12 protein-coding genes and 1 pseudogene are annotated in these 19,590 nt (G+C 64.4%); 5 read left to right on the forward strand and 8 right to left on the reverse strand.

Annotation, left to right across the window (positions count from 1 at the left end):
* The first annotated feature begins 72 nt into the window (after positions 1-72).
* Together AB0C34_RS15760 and AB0C34_RS15765 are read left to right on the forward strand one after the other, a co-directional pair.
* Positions 73-1,476: an MATE family efflux transporter gene (locus tag AB0C34_RS15760; protein ID WP_357072416.1), complete on the forward strand. Its 1,404-nt coding sequence runs from the start codon at positions 73-75 to the stop codon at positions 1,474-1,476.
* Positions 1,477-1,679: 203 nt separating this feature from the next.
* Positions 1,680-2,633: a phosphodiesterase gene (locus AB0C34_RS15765; protein WP_357072419.1), complete on the forward strand. Its 954-nt coding sequence runs from the start codon at positions 1,680-1,682 to the stop codon at positions 2,631-2,633.
* On the opposite strand, the gene AB0C34_RS15770 is transcribed toward AB0C34_RS15765, so the two are convergent.
* Positions 2,581-4,005 (reverse strand): stealth family protein, encoded by a 1,425-nt coding sequence (locus AB0C34_RS15770; protein WP_357072997.1) that lies wholly within the window; start codon positions 4,003-4,005, stop codon positions 2,581-2,583. The two genes, AB0C34_RS15765 and AB0C34_RS15770, sit on opposite strands and share 53 nt — an antisense overlap.
* A 701-nt stretch (positions 4,006-4,706) precedes the next feature.
* Here AB0C34_RS15770 and AB0C34_RS15775 point away from each other — a divergent pair.
* Both AB0C34_RS15775 and AB0C34_RS15780 read left to right on the forward strand, forming a co-directional pair.
* Positions 4,707-5,192, forward strand: coding sequence for a hypothetical protein (locus AB0C34_RS15775; protein WP_357072422.1), 486 nt, complete (start codon positions 4,707-4,709; stop codon positions 5,190-5,192).
* Positions 5,193-5,260: 68 nt separating this feature from the next.
* Positions 5,261-5,836, forward strand: coding sequence for a TerD family protein (locus tag AB0C34_RS15780; RefSeq protein ID WP_357072425.1), 576 nt, complete (start codon positions 5,261-5,263; stop codon positions 5,834-5,836).
* 204 nt (positions 5,837-6,040) lie between these two features.
* Here the strand turns inward: AB0C34_RS15780 and AB0C34_RS15785 are convergent, their stop codons facing one another.
* Both AB0C34_RS15785 and AB0C34_RS15790 read right to left on the reverse strand, forming a co-directional pair.
* The gene (locus AB0C34_RS15785) at positions 6,041-6,862 is read right to left on the reverse strand and encodes a YceI family protein (RefSeq protein WP_357072428.1); all 822 of its coding nucleotides are present in this window, start codon (positions 6,860-6,862) and stop codon (positions 6,041-6,043) included.
* Positions 6,859-9,195 carry an MFS transporter gene (locus AB0C34_RS15790; RefSeq protein ID WP_357072431.1) on the reverse strand — a complete coding sequence of 779 codons (2,337 nt, stop codon included), beginning with the start codon at positions 9,193-9,195 and terminating at the stop codon, positions 6,859-6,861. Before AB0C34_RS15790 ends, AB0C34_RS15785 begins: the two co-directional genes overlap by 4 nt.
* A gap of 1,558 nt (positions 9,196-10,753) precedes the next feature.
* Here AB0C34_RS15790 and AB0C34_RS15795 point away from each other — a divergent pair.
* On the forward strand, positions 10,754-10,909 hold the full coding sequence (locus AB0C34_RS15795; RefSeq protein WP_357072434.1) for a hypothetical protein: 156 nt from the start codon (positions 10,754-10,756) through the stop codon (positions 10,907-10,909).
* A gap of 514 nt (positions 10,910-11,423) precedes the next feature.
* Here AB0C34_RS15795 and AB0C34_RS15800 read toward each other — a convergent pair.
* From AB0C34_RS15800 to AB0C34_RS15820, 5 genes and pseudogenes are all read right to left on the reverse strand, one after another.
* A complete protein-coding gene (locus AB0C34_RS15800) occupies positions 11,424-12,671 on the reverse strand; it encodes an MFS transporter (protein WP_357072437.1) in 1,248 nt (415 codons plus the stop codon).
* Positions 12,671-13,738, reverse strand: a complete 1,068-nt coding sequence (locus AB0C34_RS15805) for a GNAT family N-acetyltransferase (RefSeq protein ID WP_357072440.1) — start codon at positions 13,736-13,738, stop codon at positions 12,671-12,673. The genes AB0C34_RS15800 and AB0C34_RS15805 overlap by 1 nt, the downstream gene beginning before the upstream one ends.
* A gap of 741 nt (positions 13,739-14,479) precedes the next feature.
* Positions 14,480-15,112: a MazG family protein gene (locus AB0C34_RS15810; RefSeq protein ID WP_357073000.1), complete on the reverse strand. Its 633-nt coding sequence runs from the start codon at positions 15,110-15,112 to the stop codon at positions 14,480-14,482.
* A gap of 161 nt (positions 15,113-15,273) precedes the next feature.
* Positions 15,274-18,885, reverse strand: coding sequence for a transcription-repair coupling factor (gene mfd / locus AB0C34_RS15815; RefSeq protein WP_357072443.1), 3,612 nt, complete (start codon positions 18,883-18,885; stop codon positions 15,274-15,276).
* Positions 18,886-19,432: 547 nt separating this feature from the next.
* Positions 19,433-19,571, reverse strand: a pseudogene (locus AB0C34_RS15820) (LLM class flavin-dependent oxidoreductase); the annotation flags it as partial.
* Positions 19,572-19,590: the final 19 nt, after the last annotated feature.

The raw sequence follows: 19,590 nt of genomic DNA on the forward strand, positions 1-19,590 counted from the left end.
GTCGACCATCCCGGCGATGTGGGCCGGGCTCGCCCCGTCGATGACGAGCCCGTCGCCCGTGAGGGAGGACCGGTGAACCTGTCGAGCTTTCACGCCGACGGACGACGCCTGACCGCGCTCGCGACGCCTATCGCGCTCACCCAACTCGCGCAGATCGCCGTGTCCACCACCAACATCGCGCTCATGGGCACCCTCGGTGTGCGGCAGGTGGCCGCGGGCGGCTTGGCGCTCGTACTGTTCAATCAAATCCGCACCATGTGCGTCGGGTTGATCACCGCGAGCGGCAACCAGATCGCCACCGCGGTGAGTACAGCGGGCAAGCGCGGCGAGTCGCCGAATCGGGAGATCCGAGACCTGCTGCGGGCGAGTTTCCTGATCGCCACGGTAGCGGGCCTGGCGGGTGGTGCACTGCTCATCGGACTCGGTTGGGCGCTGCGGTGGCTCGGGCAGGATGCCGGCGTCCTCGCCGACGCACGGCCTCTGATGGTGGCACTCGCACCAGGACTGCTGCCCTGCCTGTGGTTCCAGGCGCTGCGCCAATACACCGTCGGGATGCAGCGCCCACAGGCGTTGCTCTTGGTGACGCTCGGGTCGGTGGTGCTGAATCTGCTGCTCGCGCTCGGCTTCATCCACGGCAGAGCGGGGCTGCCCGCACTCGGACTCACCGGCATCGGCGTCGCGACCTCGCTGGTCTTCCTGATCACTTTCGGCGTGTTCTGGGCGATGGTGCGGCGCGACGCCCAGTTGAGCCGCTGTCTGCCGATGCGACCGCTGCCGGTACGACCGGCCACCATCCGCGCCGAGTTGAAGCTGGGCGCTCCGATCGCGCTCACCTACGGCTCCGAGGCGGGCATGTTCTCCGTGTTGGCCCTCGTGATGGGCAGCATCGGCCCCGCAGCGCTGGCCGCGCACAACGTGGTCTACCAAATCATCTACATCGTCTTCCAGGTGGCGATCGGCCTGTCGCACGGTGCGTCGATCCTGGTCAGCCACGCCGTCGCACGCGACGAGTACGCCCATGGCCGCGGGCTGGCGTGGCTCGCGCTACGACACGTTGCGGTGGTCGCCGCGGTGACCGGCGCGGTCTATGTGATCACCCCGGATCTGGTGCTGCGGCCCTTCCTGAATTCGTCCGACGCCGACACCATCCGAGTGGCACACACCCTGCTGTTGGTGGGGATCGTGTTGCAGTTCTTCGACGCTGCCCAGAACATCGGCGCCGGGCTGCTGCGCGGGCTCAGGGCGACCAACGCCGGCTTCCGGCTCTCGCTGATCGGCTACTGGGGTGTCGGTCTGCCCGTCGCCCTCCTGCTCGCCTTTCCGGCCGGTCTCGATGCCGCAGGGGTCTGGTGGGGACTCACGGCGGGACTCGCCACTACCGCGATCCTCATGCTGCGTCGATATTTCGCGCTGCTCGACACCGCGGAGCGCGAGCGGCCCCACTTGCTCCCGGAAACTCTCACCGCCCCGAGCTGATCAGGCGCATCCGGGGGCGAGGTACAACGCTCTTCGGCACCTGGCTGGCTCGGCAGCTGATGACGCATGGTCCGACACCGAACCCTCATCTGCCCGCAAGCATTTCTTCACCGAATGTCAGGGATCCTGTTTTCGGTCCGTCGCTATCCTGGCGTAGGAATCCAAGTCAATGGCGGACCCCGCCGGGAGGGACGTTCGGTCCGGTGCCCATCATCAGAGTCGCGGAGCACCCCCGTCCGGATCATGTGTTGTTCCATTTCAGCGACACCCATCTCCTCGCCGGCGACGATGCGCTGTACGGCGACGTCGACGCGGAACTGCGGTTACGGCAGCTGCTGGAGCAGGCCACGGCCAGCCGAATCCAGCCGACCGCGATCGTGTTCACCGGCGATCTCACCGACCAGGGGGAACCTCTCGCGTACGACAAACTCGCGGCGATCGTCGAGCCATTCGCCGATAGTTTGGCAGCGCCCATCGTGTGGGTCACCGGTAACCACGATGATCGCGGCGCGCTCCGCACCCGGCTGCTCGGCGAGCCTGCCTCGACCGCGCCACTGGACCGGGTGCACCTGATCGACGGCTTGCGCATCATCGCCCTGGACACCACCGTTCCCGGACATCACTACGGTGAGATCACCGGCGATCAGTTGGACTGGCTGCGCTCGGTGCTTGCCGAGCCAGCCCCGTTCGGCAGCATTCTGGCCATGCACCATCCGCCGGTCCCGTGCGTGCTCGATCTCGCCGTCGTGGTGGAGTTACGTAACCAGCGCAGCCTGGCCGATGTGCTCGCCGGCAGCGACGTGCGCGCCATCCTCGCGGGCCATCTACACTTCTCCACCAGCGCCACCTTCGCGGGCATCCCGGTCTCGGTGGCGTCAGCGACCTGCTACAGCCAAGACCTCGGCATCACCGCAGGCGGCCTGCGCGGTCGGGACGGCGCCCAGGCCTTCAACTACGTGCACATCTATCCGGACACCGTGGTGCACTCCGTGGTCCCCATCGACCGGGGCCGGACGGTAGGCACGCCCGCCACCCCGGAACACGCCCGGCAAAAGCTGGCGGACGAGGGCATCGTGATACCACCCGCGGCACGCATCCCACACGTCATGCGGCGCCGGTCGCCGACTCCGGAAGCGGATGACGAGGCGGTTCGCTGACTCGCTCCCACGGTGCCGGATCCGGGTAATATTCGGCAAGGAACTCCGAAACCACTTGTGCGCGTTCAACTTCCGATATTTCAGGAAAGCTGCCGTCGTTCAGGCAGAAGAAGTCGACGTCGCGTGTGCGCGCCAACCCGTCCAGCAAGGCAAGACCCTTGCGCACCGTCGTGTCGACGTAGCGGAACTTCGCCCCCTCCTGCGGCACGGCGCGGCCCGTCAACAGCGCGTAGTAGTGATACAGCGAATTGGTGACGGAGATGTCGGTAGCCGAACGGAACCGGCTCGCGCTGGTGCGCGCGAAATCGTCCGCGAATTCCGCTTCCAGCTCCAGCAGGACGCTGCGGCGCAGCGGAACCGGCGCATGCTCCAGATGCCGGGTGATGATATGACCGAAACGTTCGGCGAGCAGCGCCCGGTTCACCCGTGCGGCGTTTTCGAAGCCGCTGCGCCGTTCGTTGTTGCGGCCCGCACCGATCCTGGTGTCCGCTTCGATGAACCGGCTCACTCCCGCCGGTGTGAAGAACATGGACGGACGCACCGGTCGCGCGAAGAACATGTCGTCGTTGGAGTACAGGAAATGTTCGCCGAGTCCTTCGATATGCTGCAATTGGCATTCCACCGCATGGGAATTGAAGGTCGGCAACGCCGCAGGGTCTCGGAAATGGTCTACCGCCCGCACCACCGTCACGTTCGGATTCGTGGTCAGCCAGTCCGGGGTCGGCGAATCCGTCGCGATGAATATTCTGCGGATCCACGGCGCGTTCTTCTGCACCGAACGCAGCGCGTATCTGAGTTCGTCGATCTGCCGGATCCTGGCGTCCGCTGCGTCGCCCTCACCTACCACGACCTGGGCGAGCATTCCGGCACGGCGGGCGCGGAATTCGGGGTCGGAGCCGTCTACCCAGGAATAGACGAGATCGATGTGGAAGCCCACGTCGGTGGGTTGCGGCGCGAACATATCCACCAGAGTCGGCCAAGCGCGGTCGAACAATCGCACCTGCGTGCGCCGCACGTCGGCGGCATCGAAGACGGTGCGGGTCAACGCGTTCGGGCGCGGACAGGTCACGGTGTCACCGTGGTATTCCCACAGTTCCAGATCGACGTGATGGGCTCGGTCGCGATCGCGCCCGAGCCGGAAGACATTGTGCTGCGGCTCCCGCTCGAAGAATCCGGCGGATACCGCCGCCGCCACCACCCGCCGAACCATCGGGTGGTGCGCCGCATCAGCGGCGAGCACGAGCCGGTCCGCACTGTCTCGCACCAGTAGGAACGGCACCTCCGCCGCGGCCAACTCCGCACGCAGGTAACCGAGATCCTCGATCATCGCGGTCGAAACGGCGAGATTGCCCACCGTCTGCCGCGCCACCATTTCTATCGCGCCCGAATCCACTGCCGCCCTGCCCAGCATGGCTGCCTCCACTTCTGTCCCCGCGCCGATTCCGTCCATCTCCGGGTCCGCGCCGAGGTCGAGCCGCCACCGCGCCGATGCCATGACATCGACCGGCAGCCACGCGCCCGGGCGCGGTGACATTCAGAAGTGGGGAAGGGTGCCGAAGTGCAGCGACGAATTGATCACCCGATATCCACACGACTGGTTAACCATTTCGTTTTCACCTCACTCACGGCTGGACGCCGAAGCGTCGTAGATCGAAACGCTGCACCTGTACGCGGTAACACCGAAGAAGACGAGAGCAGCAATACGCGAAGCCGGACAGTCATCGGCCGACAAAGAGCGATGTCCCGGATAACACCGAGCACCATTACGAATGATGCAACGCAGGTGGCATTCCGTCAATCGGAACAGCCGCGCTCGCCGAGGCCACGCCCATCAGTCGACCGAGCCTAGCACAGCTTCTTGGCATCCAATTAGGATAGCCTCACCATAGTCACTCGAAGGCAGAGCCGCTGCGCATCGTCATTGTGTTCGGAACCGAGATGGGAACAGCGGAGGCCGCCGCACGAGCAGTCCGGACAAAGGGCGCAGCGCCAGCAGACAAGAGACGCAGCGCCTTAGACTGCTAGCAAGCGCGGCACAGCCCGCCGCGCGCGGCGATCTATGAGGTGACGAAGATGGCAGCCGGAGCGAGCCCCGCGCAACGTCAAGACCACTCGACCGATCATCCCGAACTGGACGTGCTTCCAGAATGGCCTTTGGAGACGATCGGAGTGCTGGTCACGACTGATCCCGCACCACACGCGATCCCGGTGTCCTGGCCGGTGCGTGCGGGCGATCGACAGATCCTGCTGAGTCTGAAGTTCGACCGCGGTTCACTGGTCCGGCTGCGCGAGCGGCCCGATGTCGCACTGCTGATCCTCGGTGGCGGGAACGTGGCGATGTGCGCACGCGGCACCGCGCACGTCGTCGCCGACGAGATGCCGGACGCCCCCGATTACGTGGCGGTCCGCATCGACGTCGACGTGATCGACGACCACCGCCAGTCGGCCTTCGCCGTCGACCAAGGCATCCAGCGCACCGTCCTCGACGACGAGAGCGAACTGCGCGCGCTGAAAGAGCGTGTGAGCACGCTGCAATCCTGGGTTAACAACCAGAACTGAACCGGCACAACTGTTCCCGGTATCAACACCAGAGAGGCGGCACCGGCCGTGCCGCGCGGAAGGGGATCATGAGCGTCACTTTGGCCAAAGGCGGCAATGTTTCGCTGTCGAAACAGGCAGCGAATCTCACCAAGGTCTCGGTGGGTCTCGGGTGGGATGTGCGCACCACCACCGGCGCCGATTACGACCTCGATGCGAGCGCGCTCGCCTGCGGGTCGAATCTGAAGGTGCTTTCCGACCAGCACTTCATCTTCTACAACAACCTGCGCTCACCCGAGGGCTCGATCGAGCACACCGGCGACAACCTCACCGGAGCGGGCGAAGGCGACGACGAGGTGATCAACGTCGACCTCGCGGCAACGCCGCCGACGATCACCAACATCTTCTTCCCGGTGTCCATCCACGACGCGGACGCCCGCAGTCAGTCGTTCGGCCAGATCCGCAACGCGTTCATCCGCGTCGTCGATGCCAATACCGGCATCGAACTAGCCCGCTACGACCTCACCGAAGACGCCTCCAGCGAAACGGCGATGATCTTCGGGGAACTGTACCGCCACAACAACGAATGGAAGTTCCGCGCCATCGGCCAGGGGTATGCGTCAGGTCTCGGGGGCATAGCCCGCGACTATGGCGTGAACGTCTGACCGCCTTCGGATTCAGCGATTGCAGGACGGGTCTTCCGCTCGACGGACTGCGGACATCGAGTTCGGAAGACCCGCCCAGCATGGCCGTGGTCGCTTCTCGCGCACCCATGCCTGACGCAGCCAACATCGCCAGAGCTGCCCGCACTCGAAATCGTCGCCGCTTCCCCGCTGTCGACCGCGCGACGCCGACTCGGCTCCGCACACCTACATCGCTGGAAGTTGTTCCCCTTGAACCAGTTCGATGTCCAATTCGAGCTTGATCGTGGTGCCGACAGCGGCCACTCCCGCGCGGACCACCGCGTGGTAGTCGATCGCGAAATCATTGCGGTGCAACACTGTTTCGGCATGGAAAGCGGCCCGCACGCCGCCCCACGGGTCCGCTCCGAAGCCACCGTAGGTCACATCGAGTTCCACCGGGCGACACTGCCCGTGCAGGGTCAGTTCACCGGGCATCACCCAGGTACCACCACCGGTCCGACGCAGTCCGCTGCTGGTGAAGGTGATGGTCGGATAACTGTCGACTTCCAGGAAATCGGACGAGCGCAGGTGGTTGTCGCGCATCGGGATACCGGTATCGATACTGGCCGCTTCGATTTCGGCGTACCCAGACGTCAGATCGAACGGCTCGGCGATATCGAGCCGCCCACTCAACTCGGAGAAGCGGGCCTTGATGCTCGCGATACCCAGATGGCGGGCGGTGGCGATCACCGTCGAGTGCATCGGATCGATCGTCCACGGTCCCGCCGGCGGCAGTGCGACCGCACCCGCCTCCGGCGCCAACGCGTTCTCGCCGAGAAGACCCGTTCCCGCCGAGGAGATCTGGACGGTCCGGGCTACCGGCTGACACCCGACCGCGGTGAGAACCGCGGTGTGCACGCCGGGAGGCAACGGCTCGGTATCCACCGCACCGGTCTCGTCGGAGACCGCACGGGCGATCTGGCGCCCGCTCATATCTGTCACGATCAACACCGCGTTCGGCACCGGCCACCCCTCGGTGGTGCGAATGCGGGCGGTCAGCCCGGTCATGAGCGGTCCTCGGACCCATAGCCGAGCTGCAGATCGTGGCTGATCTCTCCACCGGTCACCATGACTTGGCTGGTCACCGGTGGGTAGCCGCGGGCTACCACCGTGTACTCACCTTCGAACAGATCGGGCACGACATAGCGGCCGTGTTCGTCGGTGCGCGCCGTGGCAGTCAAGTCACCGGTCGCGTCGAACACAGTGATCTGGATATCCGACAACGTTCGGCCACCATCGGCCGACGCCGACCCGGTGAGTACGGCCACGGGCGTCAATCCGATGTCGTGGCGCAGCAACCCGCTGTGCGGGACCACCAGGGTGGTGGCAGAGGGATGGGTGCGTTCGGCGACAGCGACGAGGGTGTAGGTACCCGAGACCACACCGTGGCAGAGATAGCTGCCGTCGGCGGTTGTGGTGGTTGCGGCAACGACCTCGCCGTGTGAGTCGGTCAATGTGATGGTCGCGCCCGCCAGTGGTTCGTGGCGGCCGGTCGTGCGGACCGTGCCCGAGAGTTCACCGGAACCGGGCAGGGCGACGTCCAACTGTTGCGGTTGCGCACCGACGGCGACGTTGATCGCGGTGGGTTGGTGTCCGGGTGCGGACACGATCAACACATAGTTGCCGGGTCGAGGTGTGTCGATGGCGTAGCCGCCGTTGGACGTCACGGTGGCACGCGCGACTTGGTGTCCTCGTTGATCGATCAAAGTCAATGCGGCAGCCGGCACCGGGCAGCCGTCTTCGCGGTGGATACGGCCGCTCAGGGGCCCACCGCGGTGGCCGGCTCCGGCGGAGTCGGCCGGTGGCGTGGACACCTGCACGGCAGCAGCGACATGGTGATCGGCGGGCTCGACCGAGGCGCGCTGTCCGAACGCGCCGACGAGCACCGGATCGGATTCGGGTACCACGCGCGGGGCCGCCTTACCCATCGGGATACAGGTTGTCAGCACGCTTGCTACCACAGCCGCCGCCATCGCGATGAAAAAGGTCGTGTGGAAGCCGTCCCGGGACGGTAACAGGTGCGAACCGAACGAGATCGTCATGTGTGCCAGAACCACGCTCATCACCGCCGCCGAGGTCGAGGTGCCGATCGAGCGCATCAACGAGTTCAAGCCATTGGCCGCGGCGGTTTCGGTGATCGGCACCGCACCCATGATCAACGCGGGCATCGCCGCATACGCCAAACCGACACCACCTGCCACGATCACCGCCGCGAGCATGATCTCCCACACGCTGTTCATCAGCACCACCGCGCACAGATAACCCACCGCGATCACGGCCGAACCAAGCATCAGGGTGACCTTCGGCCCACGCGCCGCCGACAACCGCGCCGACACCGGAGACAACAGCATCATCACCAAACCGGTTGGCGCGAGCGCCAACCCGGCCTCGACCATCGACAAACCGAAACCGTATCCGGTCCGCTCCGGCGCCATCAGCAACTGCGGAAACGTCAGCGACATGCCGTACAACGAGAACCCGACCGCGACGGACGCGACATTGGTGAACAACACCCGGGGCCGCGCCGACACCCGCAGATCGACCAATGGCGAACGCTGTCGCAGCTCGAAAAAGCCCCAGCCGAGGAAGACCACCACCGCGACCGCGAACAGCGTCAGGATCGACGCGCTCGCCCAGCCCCAGTCCGCACCCTTACTGATTGCGATCAGCAGCGCGAGCAACGCGATCGAAAGACCGGCCGCACCGCCGAAATCGAACCGCGCCGGTGTGCGCACCGGCGATTCGGGCACCAACAGGAAAACCGCCACGGCGCAGAGAACACCCAACCCGGCAGAAGTCCAGAACAACACATGCCAATCCGCGTTCTGCGCGATCGCCGCCGCCACCGGAAGACCGATCGCACCACCCACACCCAACGTCGCACTCATAATCGCCATCGCCGACCCCACACGCTCGGCAGGCAACTCATCGCGCATGATGCTGATCCCCAACGGAATCGCACCCACCGCAGCACCCTGCAACGAACGACCCACGATCTCCGGCACCAGCGCCGAAAACGACGCACACACCACCGAACCAGCAATCAACAAAATTAGATTCGCAAACAAGACCCGACGCTTACCCAGCGTGTCACCCAAACGACCACTGATCGGCGTCGCTACCGCACCAGCCAACAACGTCGCGGTCACCACCCACGAAGCATTCGACGCCGAGGTACTCAACAAAGCCGGCAACGACGGAATGATCGGAATAACCAGTGTCTGCATCAACGAGACCACCACGCCGACCATGCCCAGCGTCGCGATCAACAAACCCGGCACAGGACGACGCCGATCACCGGAATCAGAAACAGCCGAAGGCATGTCCACAGCAACAGTCACGTATGCACGGTACACATCGTATGTATCATGCACAATCTGCGGTCGGCGTGATACCCGCGACATACCCTGGCGGTGCTCGACTCCGGTCCACCGCCCGCGCGGCGCGGACCACACTCCTGTTCGAGTCGATCTCGATCTCGCGGCACTTCACGCATGTCTATTGCGGCCCTAGGGGTTCCAGTTCGACCATCGGGCGTACCCGCTCCCGACCCGCTTTGCGGATCGACGCACCGCCCAGCCTGCGCGATCTCGCCGAGTCCTTCTGCCCCATCATGCGCACCGCCGCGGTGGTATCGACGCCGGGTCGTCGAGCGGTCCGGCACGATATCACCGCAGCTGGGCAGACTCATCGCACGAGTTATTGAGCGACTCGTCACCTCACTTCACAGCGAATTTGCGGTTCCAGTCCGCGGCGATCGTCGTCGGATTTGGGCCTGTTCGTCCATTCCTTCCGCGTGATGTACCGGAAGACAATTAGTGCAGGCACCGTAGTCATCGGCAGGACAGCGAATCCCCAGCCGCCGAAAGCGTGAACTAATACCGGCGATATGAGCGGACCTACGCCCAGACCGATGTCCGAAATGAGGCCGAACCACCCGAACGCTACTCCAGGATTATCTGTTGGTAAACCCTCCCGCAATAGAATTGCGGCTAAGTACCGCACGGCGAAACGTCCGGACCGCTTGTAGTTCCAGGGGTTTCCCGCCGCCGAGCGGAAACCTCGTGTTCGTTTCGAATTTGTTTGTGATACCCCTTGGCTATGTTTGCGGCTCGAATCGCGTCGATGATCGCCACCGGTCGTCGATCTCGTTTTCGGCCAGCTCATCGCCGCGTTCTACGTCAAATACTGTTTCCTCCTCGGAAGAAACCTATCCCTCGTGACACCGATGTGTAGCGCCGCCTCATGCACCCACGAATGCGACTGCGTACGTATATATTTCGTGCATACCAACGTTGACCACATTGCTGTACAACGTGTTACGTGTGTACTGCCCACGCCCGCCCGCGTACCCGAGTCGGCGATCGACGACCCGCTGGCGAACTCGCTTGCCGTCGCCTTCCGGAAAACCCTCACCTCGTGACGAGGCGAACACCCGTCGTCTTGCGCTACGGCCCCGCAGGGCATCACGCACATCGGACAGTGGCTGGGTCACGATACGTGTTCGGCTGTCACCAGCAGAGTTTGATTCGCATCCCATTCCCACATCCGCGGCACTCGCCGCGACAACAGGGCGATAGCGCGCGGGGACGATGTTCCCGCCGGACCAGACCTGAGCCTTCCTGGACTCGTTGTGGCGTAGCACCATCCTTCGCATCAATACTCCTCATCGTCGTCGGCAGCCGAAGTCGAGCAGACTGCGCGACTCGGCGTCGTGCTGTCCTTCGCTTCGCTGCTGGCACCAGTGATGATAGGAGCGCCATGCGGGCGCCATTTGTCTGTGAACGCAGAAGAGTTGCGGTTGGGCGCAAGCTTTCACCACTCGGCTCAACAGTTCGCCGAAGCGTCGTCACCAGCACTTATCAGTGACCCGGCAGTACCGTTGAGTCAGGTCGGCCAGTGACTTCGCCAGTCGCCGGTGTCAAGTGGAAGGCCTTCGCCGCGGACGGATTCGGCGGCATCCTCAGCCGCACGGATGGCGGCAGCGAAAGCGAGGCTCGCTTTGCGGACTCGTTCCTCGGCGCTGTCGGGGCCGCCGAGATGGACGACGCGTAGGGCTTCGGGCCGGACGGCGGGATCGCCGGCAATATCCGATGCGGAGCCGAGGGATTCGCACTGCTAACCGGTCGGTGCGGGCACGGACGCGCGGCTGAGCAGACTCCGCATTGGTTCGACGAGGCGGTCGAGCGGATCGAGGACAATCCGTGGGCCCGTCCGCCGGAGGCCGATCAGGCGCTCCTTGGTCATCCCGGCTTGCGGCATACGTTGCCGCAGCGCCGACGCAAGCCGCCGGTCAGGTGCGCCTGGTCCGCGTACTCACCGTATTCGAGACACCTCTGGCGGCAACCGGCGTCCCCCAGAGAAATTCGACAGGACAGCCGAACACGACAGCACCCGCGCCGACGTAGCACGCAAGATCGGCCACCTCATGCGCTGTCCGCGCGGCGGTGTTATTCGTCGTCGAAGGCTCCGCAGCACACACCGAGAACTTCGATCTCGTTCGAATAGCGCGACCGGAATACGACAGCCGACGAGAACGCACCGGACTGCTGTAAACCTTTCCGGCTCCTCATTCCACCCCACAAGGGGATCGCGTATCAGGGCAGTGGCGATCTTCTTCGAGTCCAGGCATGGTCTTCGACGCGTGCCGCGTGATGGATTTGACGATGATCAGTGCCGGCACTGTAGTTAGGGCCAGAACCGCGAAGCCCCAGCCGCCGAAAGGGCGCACCAACAACGGCGATACGAGTGGTCCAACGCCGAGACCGATATCCGAGATGAAGCCGAACCAGCCGAATGCCATCCCAGGATTATCTGTTTCAACAGTCGAAAGCATTGTGCGAATCATTACGTACGCCATCGCCAGGGTGATCATCGTACAAATAAAGGCACCCGAAAACAACCAGAGCGAAGAGATGAAAGGAATCGAGATCAGAACTGCCGACCGGATCACCAGCACACCCCCGAACATTGCCAAAGGTTGGTCACGACGCGTTATGCGCCCGGTAACCGCAGCGACAACCGCGAAACAAACCAGGGCGATCGACAATATCGCGGACAAGTGACGGGTATCAGCTTTCAAAACATCGTGCACGTAGAGTGGAAACATTGGCTCCAGACCCGAAAAAACGATGTTGCCGAGCATGTCCAGTACGCCCAACCCCAGCACCACGCCGGTGACGCCGCCCGCAATCGAAGCTCGACCCCGATTACCTCGCCGTGTCTTCTGCTGGTCGCGTTCGACCGCCTTGCGGGTACCTGCCGCTCGGACGGAGACCGCGAGTGCGCCAGCGCTTGCCACAATAATCAGACTGCCCAGAAAGAGGACGCGATGGAAGGTCATGAATTTCGGAAACAGCGCAATCGCGACCGGTCCGAAAGCCGTGCCCGACATCGCCGCGAATCCGAACAAACCCATAGCGCGGGGTTCTCCCCCGGGCCGATCCTTTCCAAGCAGACCGACCAGCCGGTACAGCGCCGGCATCGACAATCCTTCGCCTATTCCCCACAGGATGCGGAAACCGATCAGCACCCATCCCGAGTCCGCCAGGCCAACGCCGAGCGAGCCGAGCGCAGTGACCAACAATCCGATGATGGCGACATGCCTGGCGGTATACCGATCCGACAACCACCCACCCAAGGGTTGCACCATCGCCTTCGCGAAGATGAAGCATCCGAACACGAGCCCGATAGCAACAGGACCCATTCGGAATTCGTCGGACAAGAAGGGCACGAATGGGACGAGGGCGGTATATGCGGCGTTCTGCAGACAAGCGACCACAAGCAATCCGGCGAGACGGCCACTGCCACTTGACATCAGAACCCCATGTAGGCGGACATACTTTCGTCCATCTGTCGCATTCGGGAGCCCAAGCCGGCATCGGTTTTCGACGTATGGTAGACGAAAGTATGTAGGTCGGTGAAATACAATCCGTGCCGTCTTTTGAATTCGTAGGTTCTTCTGCCGTAATCGACCCACCGACATCCGAGCGCAATGGCCAGTTCGACGGTCTCTGCGAAGAGAAACACATACGGGTGATGAGTGTTCAAAGCGGGATAGTGAACTCCCGCGCTCCACACCACGCAGCTGTCCTGATGAATGAAGGTTATCGATCCGGCCAGAATCCGACCGTCCGCTTCGGCCGTGAGCAAGACCATGCCCGGCACCGTAGTGGCGGCCTCCAACGTTGCGAGGTCGTAGACCGGTGGGTTGTCGTGGTTCGAAGCGACCTGTTCGGTGAGCGCCAAGAATTGCGGAAGGTAATCGATAGCGTCGGAACCCCATCGCTGGACAAATTTTACTCCCGCTTCGCTTGCCCTGCGATGACGCCGCCGCATATCGGACCGCCCCGATTTACTCAAGGTACCGATGTAATCGTCGAGCGATTTCGGCAAACGCGCCCGGCAGGTCGCATCGAGTCGGATCTCAGAGTCGGGAGGCCGCTTGTCCCGCAGCACGGATAACGCCGGGCCGAACTCCAGATTCGTGACCAGCAAAGCCTCAGCGGACCAACCTTCGGCAGCGTCGAGAGCCCGATCGAGTACTTGGAGAACACCCTCGGAGCTACTGCAACTATTCAACGGATTGGAAAATGAATAGAGGCTCGACAGTACCGCCACCGGATAGCGTAAAACATTTTCCGTCATATTTGCCGCAACTTCGCCCATACGCCAATAAACTGATCCGGACAGGAGATATAGCGGAACGAAGGACGTTTCTCCGACGGTGTTCTCGAAGCTGAATAAGCAATGGTCGAGAATATCGTCTGCGGTCGTGCGGATCATAAATTCGTGCCACTGCCTGGTCCCGAAGAGAGCGCCACAGGCAATGGCGGCATCGGACACCACGCCAAAACTATCCGATTCGATGCACTGGTCAAACATTATTACGCGTTCCTCACAGACAACTCACCACCACGACCTACGGCGACAGACGTTAGCACGACTAAGTTACACACCGAAGGCTACGGGCGCCGATGACCGTTCCAGCGGGGCGACGGGACACCGCGTGTCCATTTCGAATTCGTTTGCGATGCCTGTTGCCTATGACGGCATCCCGCCGATTATCGGTATCTCATCCGAATACTTACGCATGTCCGCTTGCTCGACGTCGATAAACTTTTCCTATCAAAAGAAATACCCTTTCCTATCAAAAGAAATCTGTCATTCCCACGCGACCTGCCCGCGAACCGCAAGTCACATCCACATCCGAATGAATCTGTGTCCATGCATCTTTCGTATGAGTCGGCGCCTATTGTTCGTAGATGCAACGACTTCCGTAGGGCAAGGATTCCGCCGATTCGGATTTCGAGGTCGGCGACCCACATCCGATCGGGGCAGCCCCACCCTCCATTGCCCGACCGGAATCCACCTACGCTGAGGCGGAGGCGAATTCACCTCGCTGTGGTTCGGCAGCAAGATCGACAGCAGTCCAGCGAACATGGCGGACCCGCCGATTCACCGTCGCTGCCCGGTTACCGGACGACAGGCAGGAGCCGTGTTGCATCATGTGTCCGAGTGGACTCGCATTCGCGCAGCTAGCGTCGGATCGCGGACAGCCTGAACTGTCACCGATAACGGAGGGTCCGATTGCACTGCTCATCGCAACGGGACATCACCGTTCGATCAGACCGGCCAGTGACGTCGCCAGTCCTCGGCGTCCAGCGGAAGTCGTTCGCCGCGAACGTATTCGGCGGCATCCTCAGCCGCGCGGATCACGGTGGCGAAAGTCAGGGTGGCTTTGCGGAGTCGTTCCTCGGCACTGTCGGGACCTCCGAGGTGGACGACGCGCAACGCTTCTGGGATCAGGTCAGGTGGGAGACCGGCTTTGATGCTTCGGGCGATGATCTTTTCGGCTAGGGCCAGGGCGGGTTGGGCCATGGCAATGCCGTCCAGGCAGGAGCGGCGGGACTTCTCGGCGGTTTTGCTTTCCTCCCAGGCGCGCTCCTGGGCAGCGATCTTTTCTTCGGCCGTGGCGTCGGAGGCGACGCCGGCGGCACGTAAGTGCGGGCTGCGATTGACCAGTTTGGCGACTAGTGCGGCGGCTACCTCATCGACGGTGAACTTGCCTGCGGCCTCGGCGATTCGGGAATGGAAGAGGACCTGCAACAGCAGGTCCCCGAGCTCCTCTTTGATGCTCTCGGCGTCCTCGTCATGGATGGCGTCGAGCAGTTCGTAAGTTTCCTCGAGCAGATACGGGCGCAGGGAGTCATGTGTTTGGGTTACCTCCCAACCGCCGAAATTCCATAGGCGGTCCATGACCTCGACGGCACCGGAGAGTCCTGCCGCCACCGCCGCTGCGTCGGACTGCGCAGCCGAGTGGTCAGCCGGCTCGAGATGACCAGCTCGGTGGGACGATGCCCGCCCCGCCATGAGGTTTCGCTCGGCCCGCAGAACCGATTTCTCGCGATCGGTCCCACTCATCGGACCGACATCTCGGTGGCCACGGTGAGATCGACCGCGCCCTGGGCCTTTCCGTCCAGGGCGAGCAGCAGATCGGCGACGAACTGGAGCAGCACCACGTCGCGGACCCGGTCGGCGCCGACACTGTCCTGCACGCGCGGCAGTGGAAGCTGCACGACACCGGACGCGGCGCGGTATCCCGCACTCGGGTGGAGCCGCTTGAGACGCATCTGCTTGGAATCGGGCAGGTGCAGCGGCGAAATCTTCAATGTCGTTCCGGTGAGCGCGATTTCGGTGACCTCGTATCCGCGGGCGACAAGCCGCAACTTGGCTACCGAGACCAAGCGGCCGACCTCGACCGGCAACGGACCGTACCGGTCGACCAGCTCTTCTACGACCAGCGCGAGCGCCGAATCATCTTGGGCAGCAGCCAGTTTCCGGTAGGCCTCCAGGCGGAGACGGTCGCTGGCGATGTAGTCGGGCGGGATGTGCGCGTCGACGGGCAGGTCGATGCGCACCTCTTTGATCTCCTCGGTGGTGATCGGCTTACCGTCAGCGGCCGCGCGATATGCCTCGACCGCCTCACCCACCAGACGGACATAGAGATCGAAGCCGACGCCCGCGACGTGGCCCGACTGTTCGGCGCCGAGCACGTTGCCCGCACCACGGATCTCCAAGTCCTTCATGGCGACCGCCATACCGGCGCCCAAGTCGGAATTCTGGGAAATGGTGGCCAGCCGGTCGTAGGCGGTCTCGGTGAGCGGTTTTTCCGGCGGGTACAAGAAGTAGGCGTAGCCGCGCTCCCGGCTGCGCCCGACCCGGCCGCGCAGCTGGTGCAGTTGCGATAGGCCCAGCGCGTCGGCGCGTTCCACGAGCAGCGTATTCGCGTTGGAGATGTCGAGTCCGGTCTCGATGATCGTGGTGCAGACCAGGACGTCGAACTCGCGCTGCCAGAAGCCCTGCACGGTGGACTCCAGCGCGTCCTCGTTCATCTGGCCGTGCGCGACGGCGACCCGTGCCTCCGGCACGAGATCGCGAATCCGCTTGGCCGCTTTGTCGATCGACGACACCCGGTTGTGCACGTAGAACACCTGACCGTCCCGCAGCAGCTCGCGGCGGATGGCGGCGGTGACCTGCTTGTCGTTGTAGGAGCCGACATAGGTCAACACCGGATGGCGCTCCTCCGGCGGGGTGAGGATGGTCGACATCTCGCGGATCCCTGCCAGGCTCATCTCCAGGGTGCGCGGAATCGGCGTCGCCGACATGGTGAGTACATCGACGTGGGTGCGCAGCGCCTTGATGTGTTCCTTGTGTTCGACGCCGAACCTCTGCTCCTCGTCGACCACCACGAGGCCGAGATCCTTCCAGCGCACGCCGGTCTGCAGCAGCCGGTGCGTACCGACCACGATGTCGACGCCACCATCGGACATACCTTCCAGCACGGCGCGGGACTCGGCGGGATCGGTGAAGCGCGACAACCCCTTCACGGTGATCGGGAAGCCCGAGACGCGCTCGGCGAAGGTCTGCAGATGCTGTTGCGCGAGCAAGGTTGTCGGCACGAGCACGACAACCTGTTTGCCGTCCTGCACCGCCTTGAACGCGGCGCGCACGGCGATCTCGGTCTTGCCGTAGCCGACATCGCCGCAGACCACGCGGTCCATCGGGACCGGTTTCTCCATGTCCGCCTTCACCTCGGCGATGGCGGTCATCTGATCGACGGTCTCGGTGAACGCGAACGCGTCCTCCATTTCCTGCTGCCACGGCGTGTCCGGCCCGAACGCGTGGCCCGGCGCGGCCTGGCGGGCGGCATACAGTTGCACCAGTTCGCCGGCGATCTCCCGCACGGCCTTGCGCGCCTTGCGTTTGGTATTGGCCCAGTCCGAGCCACCGAGTTTGGACAGGCTCGGCATCTCACCGCCGACATAGCGGGAGAGCTGGTCGAGCGACTCCATCGGCACGAACAGCCGGTCGCCCGGCTGGCCGCGCTTGCCCGGCGCGTATTCGATCACCAGGTATTCGCGGCGCGCACCACCGACGGTGCGCTCGATCATCTCGACGAATCTGCCGATGCCGTGCTGATCGTGCACCACCATGTCGCCCGCGTTGAGCGCCAAGGGGTCCACTTGGTTGCGGCGTTTGGCCGGCATCCGCTTGCCCTCGGTGGGCGCGGTGACCCGGTTGCCGGTGAGGTCGGATTCGGCGACAACGACCAGACCCGCGTCGTCGAATATCAGACCGTCGTGCAACGAGCCGCACAGCACACCGACGACGCCCGTGCTCGGCTCGGCGCCCGACGCCAGCGTCGTCGCGGGCACCTCGGCATCGGCCAAGCGTTCCAGAATGCGTTGCGCCGTACCGTGCCCTGCGACGACCACGACAGCTCTACCGCCGGTGGTGACATGCGCGCGCAGTGACGCGAACAGGGTCGCCACCAGCTCGTCGGAACCGCGCGCAGCGGGGCCGGCCAGCACCGGGAGCACCACCTCGGCCGGATCGCCGGAGGTCAGCGGGCTCAACGTCCACCAGGGCAGGCCCTGCCGATCGGCGCTGGCGTGGACCTCGGGCAGTGGACGGTAGGCCGAGGCGGCCAGGTCGAGCCCGTGCCCGCCGAGCGGCGCGGCGCCGCCGAACGAGGCCGCCGTCCAGGATGCCTCGAGGAACTCCTCGCCGGTGCGCACCAGATCGGCCGCACGGGTGCGGATCTTCTCCGGATCGCACAGCAGCACATGGGTTCCCTCGGGCAGCACCTCGGTGAGCAGCCGCAGCTGCCCTGGCCGCAGGACCGGCAGCAACGCCTCCATACCGTCGACCGGAATGCCCTGTGCGAGCTTTTCCAGCATTTCGACCAACGCCGCGTCGGCCGCGTTGTCGACGGCGACCTCGGCGGCGCGCTCGCGCACGGCGGCGGTGAGCAGCAGTTCCCGACACGGCGACGCGACGACCCCCGCCACTACGACGTCCGGCAACGAGCGCTGGTCGGCGACGGCGAACGGACGCAGCTCGGTGATCTCGTCGCCCCAGAATTCCACGCGCACCGGGTGATCGGCAGTGGGCGGGAAGACGTCCAGGATGCCGCCGCGCACCGCGAACTCGCCACGCTTGCCGACCATGTCGACCCGGGTGTAGGCGAATTCGACCAGGCGCAGGAGCAATTCGTCGAAGTCCAGTTCGATGCCGACGCGCAGCACGATCGGTTCGATGTCGCCGAGCCCGCCCGCCATCGGCTGCATGAGCGACCGCACGGTGGTCACCACCACGCGCAGCGGCTCGGGAAAGTTCGGATCCTCGGGGTGCGCGATCCGGCGCAGCACCTCGAGCCTGCGGCCCACCGTGTCGGCGCCGGGCGAGAGCCGCTCATGCGGCAGCGTCTCCCAGGACGGGAACTGCGCGACGGCCGACCCGAGCATCTCCTCCAACTCGACGGTCAGGTCATCGGCCTCCCGCCCGGTCGCGGTCACCACCACCAGCGGCCGCGCGGCCGCGACGGCCGCCGCCACGAACGGCCGCACCGCGGACGGCGCGACCAACTCGACCGACGACGTGCCGATCAGCTCCGCGACGGTCCGTAGCGAGATATCGGCACCGGCCGCGGCGGCCAGTCCCGCCAACGGCGGGCGGTGGGTGGACATCGACAACTCCTGAGCGCAGGCGGGCGTTTCGAGCGGCCAACCGAGTCTAGTCAGAGCCTCCGACACGCCGAACAACCCCTACGAAGAGGGCACAAAACGCCCCGGTGCAGCACCTACCCGACTGCATCGCACACAAGCACCGAAACACCCCCACAGGCCGACCCCACGTCCGAACGACACATCACCGCACCCCTCCCCGCCGACCACACACCTGACAACCACCGAACGTGAAGCACCCACCCGACCCGAAACACCGCACCCGACCCGCTGGCTGCGAGCCCCGCAGCCGACCGTCCGACTCGCATAAGCCACCGAGGTCGGTCCTACGCAGAGCCACGACGACTACCAGAGGACTCCCACCCGCAATCGCTGCCTGACAAGTATCGCGCGGCGCCCAACTCGCCCCCTACCCCGCCGAGCCCGAACACCGAACTCGCCCCCAACACCCGCTCCCCACACTCCTAACCCGTCGAGGTCCGCGCGGATGCGAATCAGATCGACCCGGCGCACCGCGCGCGGTGTCGGCCGCGCTGTCAGCGCTCGCCGCGACGATCGACTGTCCCCGCGGCGAGCGCGGAATGATCGGCTGTCCTCGTCACCGCGAAGTCGACTGCGGCGAAGTCGATGTATTTCAGCTTGTCCCTGTCGATGAAGCGACCCGCCGGCACGTCGCGGATCGCCGCCTCGTGCGCCCAGTGCAAGTCC

The organism is Nocardia sp. NPDC049220, assembly GCF_040647855.1.
GTDB lineage: Bacteria > Actinomycetota > Actinomycetes > Mycobacteriales > Mycobacteriaceae > Nocardia.